The organism is Streptomyces sudanensis, assembly GCF_023614315.1.
Taxonomy (GTDB): Bacteria; Actinomycetota; Actinomycetes; order Streptomycetales; family Streptomycetaceae; genus Streptomyces; species Streptomyces sudanensis.
In genome coordinates this window covers 5,126,704-5,139,241 of sequence record NZ_CP095474.1, presented here as the reverse complement: position 1 = coordinate 5,139,241, position 12,538 = coordinate 5,126,704, and the positions used below count along the sequence as shown (strand labels likewise).

Sequence of the window (12,538 nt, the reverse complement as noted above, 5' to 3'; positions counted from 1 at the left end):
CGTACGCGGCGCGAGCCGGTCGACGCGGAACGTCCGCCAGTCGTCGCGGTCGACGTCCCACGCCACCAGGTACCAGCGTCTCCCGGTCGACACGAGGCGGTGCGGTTCGGCGTCGCGCACGGTGGCGTTCCCGGCGTGGTCGCGGTAGTCGAACCTCAGCCGCCGCCGGTCCCGGCAGGCGGCGGCCAGGGCGGCCAGCAGACCGGCGTCCACGGCCGGCCCGTTCCCCGGCAGCGGCACCGTGGAGGCGGCCAGCGCGGCCACACGGGGCCTCAGCCGGGCCGGCAGCACCTGCTCCAGCTTGGCGAGGGCACGCAGGGACGTCTCCTCGATGCCGCCCACGGTCTGGGCCGCCGCGGTGCGCAGGCCGATCGCCACCGCCACGGCCTCCTCGTCGTCCAGTTGCAGGGGCGGCAACCGAGCGCCGGGGCCCAGCCGGTAGCCGCCCGCCGTACCGGGGGTGGCCGACACCGGGTAGCCGAGGCCGCGCAGCCGTCCGATGTCGGAGCGGACGGTCCTGGTGCTGACTCCGAGCCGGCCCGCCAGCTCCGGGCCCGGCCAGTCGGCGCGCGTGTGGAGCAGCGACAGCAGACGCAGCAGCCGCGCCGCGGGGTCTCTCCTGGTCATGTGGTGCAGTCTCACCCGCATCGCGGAAGCGCGGTTTCCGCGATCGCTGCCATCGTGGGGGCCACTCAGGACGGAAGGGGACATCCATGCACGCGGCGGTGGTGACGGGCGGATCACGCGGGATCGGGCGGGCCGTGGTCGAGCGGCTCGTCCGCGACGGCGCCACGGTGGTCTTCGGCTACGCCTCCGACGGGCGGGCGGCCCGGCAGGTGGAGGAGGCGTGCGGCGGGCGGGCCGTCGCCGTGCGGGCGGACTCGGCCGACCCGGACCAGGTGGAGCGGCTGTTCGCGACGGCGGACCGGGTGTTCGACGAGAGGGCCGCGGGCCCGCTGTCGGCGCTGGTGAACAACGCGGGCGTCATCGACCACACGCGGGTCGACGAGTTGACCGCGGAGGTCTTCGAGCGGGTGATGGCGGTCAACGCGTGCGGCGCGTTCCTCGCGGTGCGGGCGGCGGCGCGCAGGATGGGCGACGGCGGCCGGATCGTGAACGTCTCCTCCACCGCCACCGCCTGGCCCAGCGCGGGCGAGTCGGTCTACGCGGCGAGCAAGGCGGCGGTCGAGCAGCTCACCCGGGTCGCCTCCCGGGAGCTGGGGCCGCGCGGGATCACGGTCAACACGGTGTCGCCGGGCCCCACCGACACCGACATGCTCCGTGCCGGCGCCCCGCCGGAGGCGGTGGCGGGGGTGGCCGGGCTGACCGCCCTGGGCCGGGTGGGCACGCCCGCCGACGTCGCCGCCGCCGTCGCCCTGCTGCTCGGCCCGGACGCCGCGTGGGTGACCGGTCACAACCTCGTGGCCGACGGCGGCCTGGTGTGACGGCGGCGGGGCGGGGAAGCCGGGTGACCGGTGGTCCCGGTCCGCCGTCACCGCTCGTGCGGCGGCGTTCCGCACCGGGGCCGGTTCGGATCGGCCGCGGGATCTGCGGATGCCTGCGGACTCACGGGGCACGCGTAGTCCGTGCTCGCGCACGAACGGGCTCACGATCGGGCACCCCCGTGGCGGAGACCGCAGGGGGCAGGAGTCGGACACGGACCGGACGCGTCCGGGACGACGGCGGGTGGGCGGGCGGACGGCAGGTGACGGCAGAGCGCAGGGAGCAGAGATGAAGGTCCGCCCGTGGTCGACCCCACCGGACTGGCGGCTCACGGCCCACGTGGTCGCCGGCCGCTACCGCCTCGACGAACTGCTGGGACGCGGCGGGACCGCCGAGGTGTACCAGGGGCTGGACCTGCGGTTGCGGCGGCCGGTGGCGGTCAAGGTCTTCCGCCCGGACGGCGACGGCCAGCCGGAGGAGCGCTTCGACGACGAGGGCCGTCTGCTGGCCCAGCTCCAGCACCCCGGCCTGGTGACCGTGTACGACTCGGGCCAGGAGGACGGGCGGCCCTACCTGGTGATGCAGCTCGTCGAGGGGACGACGCTGCGCCGCCGCATCGCCGCGGGCCCCCTCGATCCCGCGGAGGTCCGCCGCATCGGATCCGCCCTGGCCGCGGCGCTGGCACACGTGCACACGGCGCACGTCGTGCACCGCGACGTCAAGCCCTCCAACATCCTTCTGGACGATTCGGGCGCCCCGTACCTGACCGACTTCGGCATCTCGCGGCTGCTGGACTCCACCACCCACACCGCCGCCGGCGCGCTGGTGGGGACCGCGGCGTACGTGGCGCCCGAGCAGGTGCTGGGCCGGGGGGCGGGGCCGGCCGCGGACGTCTACAGCCTGGGCCTGGTCCTCCTGGAGTGCCTGAAGGGCGAAGTGGAGTACCCGGGCATCCCCCTGGAGGCCGCCGTCGCGCGGCTGCACCGGCCGCCGGTCGTCCCGCCGGACCTGCCGGACGACCTCGCCGAGCTGGTGGCGGCCATGACGGCGACGGACGAGGAGAGCCGGCCGGACGCCGCCGCCTGCGCGCGGGCGCTGGCCGACGTACCGCCGGGCGCGCCCCTCGCGGCGCTCCCCCGTGCGGGCGGGGCCGCGCGGGGCGGGATGGAGGCGGGGGACGCCACCCTGCGGTCGTTCCCCCCGTCCGCCCGGGTCCGTGGTGCCGGCCGGGCGGACGGGGCGGAGACCGGCGGGGAAGCTGCCGGAAGGACCGGGGACGCCGGGCCCGCCGGCTCCGCGCGCGCCCCGTTCCGTGCCGACCGGGCGGTGCTGACGGCCGGTGCGGTGCTGACCGCCCTCGCGGTCACGCTCACCGGTTCGATCGGCGACCGGACCGCCGAGGCGGAAGGGTCGGCCTCCCGGCCGCCGCGTCAGGCGGCGTCGGAGCAGGCGCCCTCCCCGACGCCGCCTGACGCGGCGGCCGGGAGGCCTCTCCCCCTCGCCTNTCCGCACCGGCTCCCGACCCCGATCCGCCGGCGGCCTCCCCCGCCACCGCCGGATCGCCCCGGGAGGACCGTTCGGCCACCGGCGGATACCGGGCCTCCGCTCCCCCGGCTCCCCCCGTCTCCCGGGCGGAGCCGGGCGACCCGCAGGACCGGTACGGCCAGGACGGCCGGCGCGGCGGCTACGAGCGCGACGGCGAGGAGTACGGCCGCGACGCGGAAGGCGGCCAAGGCGCCAAAAACGCCCCGGAGGTGGAGGGCCCGGGCCGCGACGCGGGCGAACTCCCGCCGGGGAAGGCGAAGTCCCCGAAGAAGCAGAAGAACTGAGGCGGGCGGAAGCCCCGGCCCCGCGGCCACCCGTACGGGCTTCCCGTACGGGCTCCCGTACCGGCTCCCGGTCGGCCGGCGGGCCCGCTGCCCGCGGGCGACCCGGCCGGCGGGCCCGGGAGGGGCGGGCGGCGGGCCGCCGGTACGGGGCGATGATCGCCGCCGGGCGGATGCGGCCCGTTCGCACACTGCGGCACCCGCCGACGGTTCCGGCCGCTCCGGCCGGGACGTCCGCGCACCGGTCGCACCGCGCACCGGCCCCCTCCGGTGCCCGCCAACCGGTCGCGCCCGGCCGTGCCGCTCGCCCCGGGTCCGGCACCGCGGCGCGCCCCCGGTGAGCGCCGCCGCGCCCCTCCCGGTCCCGCGCCTCCATCCCCCCCCCGTACCGCCGCGAGCGGTTCGCCGTCCCCTCCCGCCGGACGCGCCCTTCCCTTCCGGTCGGCCGCGGGGCGGCGCGCCCCGGGCCCGCGCGGACGGCCGGCGGTCAGCCCGAGGCGCCCCCGGCCGACGAGTCCCAGGCCGCCGCGAGCCCCTCCAGCCACGCGGGCGGCAGTTCGGCCGCGTCCCACTCCTCGCGCAGGGCCGCCGGCGCCGCGGCGAGCCGTTCCAGTACGGCGGGACTGGCCGGTGAGTGGAGGAGGGAGTAGCGGCCGTGGATCGCGATGGGGCTGCCCGGCCCGTACTCCGCGTACGACCGCTCCAGGCGTGCGCGATGGGCCTCGGCGAACTCCGCCAGCCGCCCCGCGTATCCGGCCCGCTCCCGGGGGCCCATGGTCCCGAGGACGGCGGCGAGGACCTGTTCGGAAACCTCGGGATCAAGGTCGGAGACGGTGGTCAGGGAGAGGTACAGCGGTACGACCGCCGCCTTCGCCCGCTCCACCTCCACCCTCCCGGCGGGAGGACGCGGGTCCGGGGAGGCGTCCGACGGACCGGAGGCGACGGCGCGCCGCAACGCCCGTTCGGCGAGGTCGCCGAGTTCGTCGGCGACGGCCCGGGCACCGTCGAGCCACCCGGACTCGTAGGGCTCGCCCTTGTCCCCGGGGGCGGTCCGCCCGCTCCCGCCGATCTCGCGGTGCGCCAGGGCGAGGGCACCGGCCTCGACGAGTTCGACCAGCTCCTCCGCCTCGCCGGAGGGGACCCCCGCCCGGCCGAGGAGCTGGAGGAGCGTTCTCCTCGCGTTGAGGACGCTGACCGCGTCCAGTTGCTGCCGTCCTTCTCCGGCGGCGTCCATGGAGTCCTCCTCATCGCGTGGGCGGCGTGACGGACGTACGCGAAACGCTCCGTCCCAGAGTGCAACGCCCGGTGGTCGTGCCGTGCTCCCCCGGGTGCGGAGGCGCGCGTTCCCACCCNNNGGTCCTCACCCGGCCTTCCGGCCTCCCGGCCGGAGGGTGGTTCCGCGTCGTCGGCCGTGTTCCCCGAACGGCGGCCGTTACCGCCGGTCCCGGCGACGGCTCCCGCCCGGGGCGGGCGCCGCGCCGTCGCCGGTGGCGGCCCTCGCACGGGCAGGTGGCGTGACGGCCGGTGTCCGCCGTCGCCGGCGGTGTTCCGGACGGGGTGGCGCCGGGGCGGGCACCGGCGGNGACGGGGGAGGCGTCCGGGTCCGGAGTCGCGTCCGGGTACGCGGGTGGGCGGCGCGGCCGTGAGCGCCCCGCCCGCCGGGCCGGGGTACGGGTGCCGCGTCGCGGTCCGCGCCCGTGCGGGGAGGAGCCGGCCGTCGAAGGCCGGGCCGTCGCCGTGCATGCGGTCACCACACTCCGGAGTGTAGGCAACGTGCTTACGCGGCAAGCAAACTGACGGGCAGTCGAGTACGCCGCGGACGTGGACCGGTGCCGGGGCCGCCGCGGCCCGCCGGGCGGGTGGCCGAAGGGAGCGGTTCCGTACCGGGCTTCCGGGAACCGGCGGGGGCGTGCGGAAGGGCCGCACCCGCTCATGAGCGGGCCCGCGGCGGGCACACGTCTGCGACGGCACACGGCGCTCCCCCGCCGGCACCCGACGCGACACGGTAGTGGAGACATGGAACAGACACGGCACGCCGGGCTCTTCACCCGACGGTTCGGCCCCCCGCCGCACGAGGGGGCCCCGTCGGTGGTGCTGGTGCACGGACTCGGTATCTCGGGGCGGTACTTCGTGCCGCTGGCGCGGCGGCTGGCGGCGGGCGGGGCGAGCGTGCTCGTGCCGGACCTGCCGGGCACCGCGCGGTCGCGGGCGGCGGCACGCCGCGCGCCCGGCATCGGAGCCGTCGCCGACGCGGTGGCCCACTGGCACCGGCGGCTCTCCCTGGGTCCGTGCCTGTTCGTGGGCAACTCGGTCGGCTGCCAGGTCATCGCGGCCGTCGCCGCCCGCCACCCCCGCCTGGTGCGCGGGGCGGTGCTGATCGGGCCGGCGCTCGAACCGGGGGCGTCCGGCTGGCGCCAGGCGGGGCAGCTCCTCGCGGACGCGCCCCGGGAACCGCTGTCCCTGCTCGGGGTGGCGATGGCCGACTACCTGCTGACCGGTCCGCTGCGCTTCGCCGTGTCCTTCCGCCACGCCCTGCGGGACGCGGCCGGGGCCTTCGAGGCCAACCTGTCCCGGGTCCGGGCGCCGACGCTGGTCGTGCGCGGGGCCGCCGATCCCGTCGCGTCGGGCGCCTGGGCACGGCGGGTGGCGCGCACGGTCGCCGACGGGCGGGTCGCCGAGGTCCGGGGCGCCGCGCACGCGGCCCACTACAGCGCGCCGGACGCCGTGGCCGCGCTGATCGGGGCGTTCACGGCGGGACGGCGCGGGTGAGGCGGTCGTAGTACCCCGGCCCGGGGTGCCGGCCCGCACCTCTCCGGGACGGACGGGGCGGACGGGGCGGACGGGACGGGCTGCGGGTCGGGGACGCGCCCGGGGCGGGCGGCCGGCGCGGGGCCGTGAGCGGCGGGTTGCCCCGTTCGGCCGTGCCGGAGACCTGTGGCTGTGCGCGCCCGGTGGTCCTGCCGTTAGCGTCGAGGGAGCCGGCGGCCACGGTGGCCCCGGCCGGCCCGCATCCCGGCGACGGATCTTGGAGCTGCTCGTGGACAGGTCAGAACTGGCGGAGGCAACGGCCCGCAAGGCGGCGGAACACGGCGGCGAGATCCCGGCCGGCGACGTCGAGCGGGTGCTGGAGGCCCTGTTCGGCACGGTGACGGAAGCGGGGGCCCTGGCCGAGGGGCTGCGGCGGGACCGCAGCGTCAGCCTCATGGGCTTCGGCAGTTTCCACCTGGAGGACGGGACGGCGGTCCTGCGGCCCGGGCAGGCGCTGAACGAGTACCTCAAGGGCGACGTCGGCTGACGGCGAGGAGGTGACGCGGCAGCGCCCGCTCCCCGCCGGACGGAGTGCCGCCGGGCTCCCCGTCCGCCCCGGCGGCCGGAACGGCACCCGCCGGCGCCCGGAGGTGACGGCCGGCGCCGTCCCCCGCCCCGGCGCCGCGTCGTAGCGCGGCCGTACGGCCGGGCACCGCCATCCGCGGCTGGGGCAGAACGCCGGGAACGGCCCCCGCTCCCGCACGGCCGGGCCCCGGGGCCGGGGGCGACGGCCCTCCGTACGGCCCCGCGCAGCCGGACGGGCCGTCCGGACGCTTCCGGACGGCCCGGGCCGCGGTGGTGCCGCTCCGCCGGACGGCGGTGCGGCCGGTGGGCGGGGCTCAGACCTCGCCGCGCCACGCGCCGGTCTCGGACCCCCGGCTCTCGATGAAGGACTTGAAGCGCTTCAGGTCGCCGGCGACCTGCCGCTTGACGAAGCCGAGCTTGTCGCCGACGGTCTCCACGAAGCCCTCGGGGTCGACGTCCATCTGGAGCATGACCTTGGTGGTGGTGTCGTCGATGCGGTGGAAGGTGACGACGCCGGCCTGCCTCACCTCGCCGCCCACGGTCGTCCAGGCCACCCGCTCGTCGGGGATCTGCTCGGTGATCTCGGCGTCGAACGACCTCTCCGCCCCGTTCACCTTGGTGGTCCAGCGGGTGAGGGTGTCGGTGACCTGCTCGATCCGCTCCACGCCCTCCATGAACTCGGGGAAGCTCTCGAACTGGGTCCACTGGTTGTACGCGGTGCGGACCGGGACGTCGACCGTGATGGATTCCTCGACCTGCGACATACGGGTGGTCCTCCTGTGGTTCGGCGCGGCCCCTGGGCGGGGCCGCGGGCTTCGTTTGCCGGAGATGCCCGCATACCCCCGTATCCGGACGCCATGACGGCCGCAAGGGCCGTCTCCGGCCCGTTTCGACCCGTCCGGCCCAACCGGCCCGACCCGTACGGCCTATCCGGCCCACTCGGCGCGGCGGCTTCCCAGGCGCGGAACCGGTGGCCGCGAAGGGCCGGTGGCAGGGGTGTGACGCGCGGTCCCCGCCGACGATGATCGGACCGCGGCGGGGTAGAAGGACGGCGAACCCCCACGACCGCTCCCCCGAAGGAGGCTCAGGTGACCGACGACGCCTACCTGTTCCTGCTGGACGACCCGTCGGGTCCGCTGGGCGTGCCGCCGGCCTCCGTCGGCGACCTCGCGTGCCTGGAGACCCCCGCCGTACGGGCGTGGTTCGACGCGCACGGCGTCACGGCGACGTCCCCGCGGCTCCGGCTGGTGCCGCCCGAGGAGACGGCGGCCATTCCGGAGGGGGCGGAGCGGCTGCCGGTGCCCCTGGGCGACGACGAGCTGAACCGGCTGCGGCACCGCACCGCCCCGGAGTCGCTCGCCGGGATCGAGGAGCAGCTCCTGGCCTACCGGGAGTACGCGGACGGCCGCGACGCCCTGCTGGGCCGGGCGATCGCGGCCGGCGTGCCCCTGGAGCGCATCGTGGAGCTGACCGGCGAGGACCCCGCGACCGTGGCGGCCGCCGCCCGGTGACGCGGCGGGCGGCGGGGAGCCGGGCGGGCGCTCCCCGCCGGGCGGGGCGCCCGCCCGGCGCGTGCGGGTGCCCGGCCGGTCAGGGCTGCCGCGGTGGGCGGGTCTGCGCCTCCGTGTCCCGCTCGCCCGCCCGGCCCGTGCCGACCAGGTGGTCGAAGGTGCCCGTCTGCTCCAGCAGGCGGTCGAGGAGGGCCGGGCGGTCGCGCAGGTGGAGGGCGGTGCCCGTGCCGGCGGTGAGGCGGCGGACCATCAGCAGGGCGGCGAGGCCCGTCGAGTCGCAGAAGGCGAGCCGCGCGCAGTCCACGCTCAGGACGTCCGGGGCGGGATGCTCGGCGAGGTACTCCCGTACGGCGTGCGTCAGGTCCTCGGCGGTGTCGTAGTCGAGGTCGCCGGCGAGGGCGAGGCACAGCTCGCGACCGCCGTCGGTGACGGTGAGCCGGAGGGAGTCGTCGGGCGAGGTGGTCATGTGGGTGTTCCAGGGACGGGGGTCGGGGGGCGGGAGCCCCGGGTGTCGACGGTGTCGCGGCCGAGGGTGAGGACGCCCAGCGCGCGCGGGAAGTCCTTCAGCTCCTCGGCGAGGAGGTCGAGGCCGGGCAGCAGGCCGGCCGCGGGGACGCCCCGCGCTTCGAGGACGTCGCCGGTCCAGTCGACGAAGTCGGTGAACACCTCCGGCGCGTCGGTGTAGAGGGCGGTGGCGAGGAAGTCGACGATGTGGGCGACGTCCTCGGCGGTGCGCTCCCGTTGCGCCGCGGTGTACGCGCGCATGGCGGGCAGCCGCTCCTCCAGGCCGGCGAGGGTGCTCCTCACCAGCTGCCTCTTGGCGCGGGTGACCAGGGTGTACTCCTGGTCGGCCAGGTGCGGGAGGTCGTCGCCGGCCTGCCGCAGGACCGAGGGGACCGGCCGGGGCAGGCCCCGGGCGAGGAGGTCCGCGGCGGTACGGGCGTCGGGTGCCCAGGCGTCGGCGCCGATGAGCCGGGCGTGGCGGCCGTCGCGGCCGAAGGCGGCGCCGCCGACGAGCACGGGTATCCCCAGGGCCTGCACGGCGGTGACGGCCGCGTGCGCCCGGGGCAGCCGGGTCGGGATCGAGGAGGACAGGGCGAGGACGCCCGGCGCGGTCCGGTGCAGGTGCTCGACCAGGTGGGGGGTGGGGACCTGGGCGCCGAGGAAGTCGACCCGGTGGCCGCGGTCCCGCAGCACCTCGGCCAGGATCCTCGCGGGCAGCGCGTGCCATTCGCCGTCGACGCAGGCCACCGTCACCGTCACCCGCCCGGCGTGCGCCGTGTCCGCCGGGGGCGGGTCGCGGTGCGCCATCGCTGCGATGATCCGCTCGTGGATGGCGGTGGCGGCGTGCTCCTGCGCGACGCTGATGCGGTCGGCGGCCCACTCGGTCCCCACCTTCGTCTGGACGGGGGCGATGACGTCGAGCAGCACGCTCTCGGCGGTGATCCCGTCGTCCAGGAGGCCGAAGGCGACCTTCCCGGCGGCGTGTTCGTCCCGCGCCTGCACGGCCTGCCACAGTTCGGCGCGCGCCCGCGCCAGGCGGTCGTCCGGGGCGTGGCCGCCGCCGGTCCGCGTGTCGGTCTGCGTCATGCCGTGTACCTGCCCGGAGTGCGGCCGTCCACGGCTGTGAGCTGCGCCCCGTTGGGGGCGGTGATGGCCAGGAGCGCCATGTCGTCGTGCGGGTTGCCGCCGACCCACTCGGTGGCGAGCATCTGGACGCGTTCGACGATCGCCTCGGCGGGCATCCCGGCGCACTCGGCCAGTGCCGCGCTCAGCCGCTGCTCGCCGAGGAGGACGTCGCCGAGGGGGCCGCCCCTGGCCTCGGTGATGCCGTCGGTGTACAGCAGGCACGTCTCGCCGGGCGCCAGCTCCACGTGGGCGGTGACGGCCCGGACCTGGGGCAGCGCGCCGATGAGGGTGCCCCGGGTGTCGGCCTGCTCGACCTCGCCGGTGTGCCGGACGATCAGCGGCGGCGGGTGGCCCGCGCTGGTCAGCCGGAGCCGGACCTTGCCGCCGCGGCGTACGACGGAGGCCAGGGCGAGGGTCGCGAAGCGCGAGTGGCGGCTGTTGAGCAGGGCCCTGTTGAGCAGCCTCAGCACGCGCTCGTGGTCGTCGGTCAGGGGGAACAGCGCGTGGAGGGTGTTGCGGATCTTGCCGGTCAGGACGGCCGCGTCCAGGCCCTTCCCGCACACGTCACCGAGTACGGCGAGGGTCTCCTGGCCCTCCTCGGCGGCGGGGTGCACGTCGTAGAAGTCGCCGCCGATCCGCTCGGTGTCCTGCGAGGGCCGGTATCCCCCGGCGAACTCCACCCCGCGGACCTGCGCGAGAGGGGGCGGCAGCAGCTCCGCCATCAGGGTGGCGGTGATGCCGGCCTGCTCGGTGTAGAGCCGGGCCGCGGACAGGGCCGCTCCCGCGCGTGCCGCGAACAGGCCCGCGAAGACCTCCTCGGCCGCGTCGAACGCCTCCCGGTCGCCGTGCCGCAGCAGGATCAGCGCCCCGGCCGGCACGCCGTGCCCGGGCAGGGGGGTGACGACCGCGGAGCCCGCCCGGGTGCCGAACCCGTCCGGCACCGCCCACGGGGGCAGCGACGCCGGGTCGATCCAGCGCGACGGGACGGGGGGGAAGCCCTGCAGGGCCTCGCTGAGCCCGGGTACCTCGGCGGGGTCGACGCGGACCGTCCGGTACCGCGCCGCCGCCCCGCCGACACAGGACGCCAGCGGGTGGCGCCGGCCGCCGGCCGGGGCGATCAGGACCGCCGCGTCCGCCAGGTAGGCGGACGCCAGCTCCACCGCCACCTCCATGCAGCGCTGCACGTTCAGCGAGGCCAGCAGCCGGGTGGACGCCTGGGCGAGGAACGCGGTCCGCTCCTGCTCGTGGCGCAGGGCCCGCTCGGCGAGGAACCGGTCGGTGTCGTCGATCAGCCACCACACCACGGTCCCGTCCACGCCGGACGTGGGGTGCGCCTCCAGTGCGAGGGAGCCGTGCCGGCCCCGGACCGGGCGGCCCGGCACCCCGTCGCCGCCGCCGCGCCGGGCGAGGTCGCGGTGCGCCTCGGCGAGCCACCGGGGGACTGTGCCGTCGAGCAGCGCCCCGGGGGCCGCGCCGGGGAACAGGGCGGCCGCGGCGTCGTTGGCCTGCACGATCCCGCCGTTCTCGTCCGCGACGAAGGCGGGGTACGGCGCGTGCGTCCAGGAAGTGCCCACACTGCGGGTGGAACCTGGTTGTAGGGGCGTGGCGCCCTCGGAAGTCGTCATGAGTGGAGACCCGGCAGTCGGGCCTCACCACCTTCCACTGGAGGACAAGGCTCTCCACCATCGCTCACGCACCGTCGGGCCATCAAGCCGGGGCGGACGGCGGACCTCCCGTTCCCGCCGCGCGGCGCGGCGGCGCGCGCCCTCCCCGCAGCCGTGCGCGCGGGGCCNGGCGNNNNCGGCCGGCCTCGGGGCGCGGCGGCGGGGAGGCGTCGCCCCCGCCTGCCCTCCCGGGCGGAACGGGGCGATGGGATGATGCTCCGATGAGCGATGACCCCGAAGTCCTGACGACGACGGCCGCCGGTCTGCGGATCGTGCGCGTCAGCGGCGAGTTCGACTTCGACTCGGCCGAGAACCTCGCCCGCGCGCTCGCACCGGCACCCGGCGACGCCCCCGCGGGGACGGTCCTCGACCTGTCCCAGGTCACCTTCGCCGACTCGTCCTTCCTCCACGTCCTCCTCCGGGCGGCGGGAGAGCACCGGGCGGCCGGGACGCCGCTGCTCCTGGTCCGGCCGAGCCCGCCGGTCGCCCGGTTGCTGGAGGTGACCGACACCACCGGCTCCTTCACCTTCGTCGACTCGGTGACCGCGGCCGCCTCGGCCGCCCGGGCGGCGCCCGGCGGGGAACACGGGGAGGTGCGGCCGGTATCGGGTCCGCCGCGGCGGGCAGACGGAGCGGGACGACGGGAAGACGACGAGAGCGAAGGAGGAGAGCATGGCGGCCCCCGACACCGCGACGAGCCGTGCGCACCGCCCCACCACCGCGGGGGCGGCGCGTGACCACGTGCGCCGCCTCCTCTCCGCCGGGGCCGGCCCGCCGTCCGGGACGGTGCTCGACGACATCCTCCTGGTGACCTCCGAACTGGTCACCAACGCCCTCCGGCACGGCGGCGGGGTCAGCGGCTTCGACGTCTCGCTCGACGGGGACGCCGTCCGCATCAGCGTCACCGACCGCTCGCCGGTCCCGCCCCGCACCGTTCCCCGCGACGGCCCCGGTACCCCCGGCGGCTACGGCTGGCCCCTGATCCGGCGCCTCAGCACCGCCGTCACCGTCACGCCGGCCCCCGGGGGGAAGACGATCACGGCCGTGGTCGCGTCCCGCTGATCCCGCGCGGGGCACCGGCCGGGCGGCCGGTGCGCTCCCGGCGGCCTCGCGGCGGTGCCCGCGGGGGCCG

General features: G+C 77.4%; 12 protein-coding genes and 2 pseudogenes. 8 read left to right on the top strand and 6 right to left on the bottom strand.

What is annotated here, in order from left to right:
* Positions 1–627, bottom strand: a 627-nt coding sequence (locus MW084_RS23815; protein ID WP_275563776.1) for a helix-turn-helix transcriptional regulator, incomplete at its 3' end; no start/stop codon positions are given.
* An 86-nt stretch (positions 628–713) separates the two neighbouring features.
* Here MW084_RS23815 and MW084_RS23810 point away from each other — a divergent pair.
* From MW084_RS23810 to MW084_RS23800, 3 genes and pseudogenes are all read left to right on the top strand, one after another.
* Positions 714–1,445 carry an SDR family oxidoreductase gene (locus tag MW084_RS23810; protein ID WP_010473089.1) on the top strand — a complete coding sequence of 244 codons (732 nt, stop codon included), beginning with the start codon at positions 714–716 and terminating at the stop codon, positions 1,443–1,445.
* A 109-nt stretch (positions 1,446–1,554) separates the two neighbouring features.
* Positions 1,555–2,947 (top strand): annotated as a pseudogene (locus MW084_RS23805) (serine/threonine-protein kinase); the annotation flags it as partial.
* 1 nt (position 2,948) lies between these two features.
* Positions 2,949–3,272 (top strand): annotated as a pseudogene (locus tag MW084_RS23800) (hypothetical protein); the annotation flags it as partial.
* Positions 3,273–3,756: 484 nt separating this feature from the next.
* On the opposite strand, the gene MW084_RS23795 reads toward MW084_RS23800, so the two are convergent.
* Positions 3,757–4,503 (bottom strand): hypothetical protein, encoded by a 747-nt coding sequence (locus MW084_RS23795; protein WP_010473091.1) that lies wholly within the window; start codon positions 4,501–4,503, stop codon positions 3,757–3,759.
* Positions 4,504–5,285: 782 nt separating this feature from the next.
* Between MW084_RS23795 and MW084_RS23790 the strand changes: the two genes are divergently transcribed.
* Positions 5,286–6,038, top strand: a complete 753-nt coding sequence (locus MW084_RS23790; RefSeq protein WP_010473092.1) for an alpha/beta fold hydrolase — start codon at positions 5,286–5,288, stop codon at positions 6,036–6,038.
* Positions 6,039–6,306: 268 nt separating this feature from the next.
* Positions 6,307–6,564 carry an HU family DNA-binding protein gene (locus MW084_RS23785; RefSeq protein WP_029553684.1) on the top strand — a complete coding sequence of 86 codons (258 nt, stop codon included), beginning with the start codon at positions 6,307–6,309 and terminating at the stop codon, positions 6,562–6,564.
* A 352-nt stretch (positions 6,565–6,916) separates the two neighbouring features.
* On the opposite strand, the gene MW084_RS23780 is transcribed toward MW084_RS23785, so the two are convergent.
* Positions 6,917–7,366, bottom strand: a complete 450-nt coding sequence (locus tag MW084_RS23780) for an SRPBCC family protein (protein ID WP_010473094.1) — start codon at positions 7,364–7,366, stop codon at positions 6,917–6,919.
* A gap of 324 nt (positions 7,367–7,690) precedes the next feature.
* Here MW084_RS23780 and MW084_RS23775 point away from each other — a divergent pair, with 324 nt between their 5' ends.
* Complete coding sequence (locus MW084_RS23775) at positions 7,691–8,113, top strand: DUF6003 family protein (protein WP_010473096.1); 423 nt, start codon at positions 7,691–7,693, stop codon at positions 8,111–8,113.
* A 79-nt stretch (positions 8,114–8,192) separates the two neighbouring features.
* Here the strand turns inward: MW084_RS23775 and MW084_RS23770 are convergent, their stop codons facing one another.
* The 3 genes from MW084_RS23770 to MW084_RS23760 are packed head-to-tail and all read right to left on the bottom strand — an operon-like array spanning position 8,193 to position 11,367.
* Positions 8,193–8,579: an STAS domain-containing protein gene (locus tag MW084_RS23770; RefSeq protein ID WP_010473098.1), complete on the bottom strand. Its 387-nt coding sequence runs from the start codon at positions 8,577–8,579 to the stop codon at positions 8,193–8,195.
* Positions 8,576–9,703: a cobalamin B12-binding domain-containing protein gene (locus tag MW084_RS23765; protein WP_010473100.1), complete on the bottom strand. Its 1,128-nt coding sequence runs from the start codon at positions 9,701–9,703 to the stop codon at positions 8,576–8,578. Before MW084_RS23765 ends, MW084_RS23770 begins: the two co-directional genes overlap by 4 nt.
* Positions 9,700–11,367 (bottom strand): PP2C family protein-serine/threonine phosphatase, encoded by a 1,668-nt coding sequence (locus tag MW084_RS23760; RefSeq protein ID WP_029553685.1) that lies wholly within the window; start codon positions 11,365–11,367, stop codon positions 9,700–9,702. The genes MW084_RS23765 and MW084_RS23760 overlap by 4 nt, the downstream gene beginning before the upstream one ends.
* A 260-nt stretch (positions 11,368–11,627) precedes the next feature.
* Between MW084_RS23760 and MW084_RS23755 the strand changes: the two genes are divergently transcribed.
* Together MW084_RS23755 and MW084_RS23750 are read left to right on the top strand one after the other, a co-directional pair.
* A complete protein-coding gene (locus MW084_RS23755) occupies positions 11,628–12,143 on the top strand; it encodes an STAS domain-containing protein (protein WP_010473813.1) in 516 nt (171 codons plus the stop codon).
* Complete coding sequence (locus tag MW084_RS23750) at positions 12,079–12,468, top strand: ATP-binding protein (RefSeq protein WP_010473812.1); 390 nt, start codon at positions 12,079–12,081, stop codon at positions 12,466–12,468. The genes MW084_RS23755 and MW084_RS23750 overlap by 65 nt, the downstream gene beginning before the upstream one ends.
* The last annotated feature ends 70 nt before the right edge of the window (positions 12,469–12,538 follow it).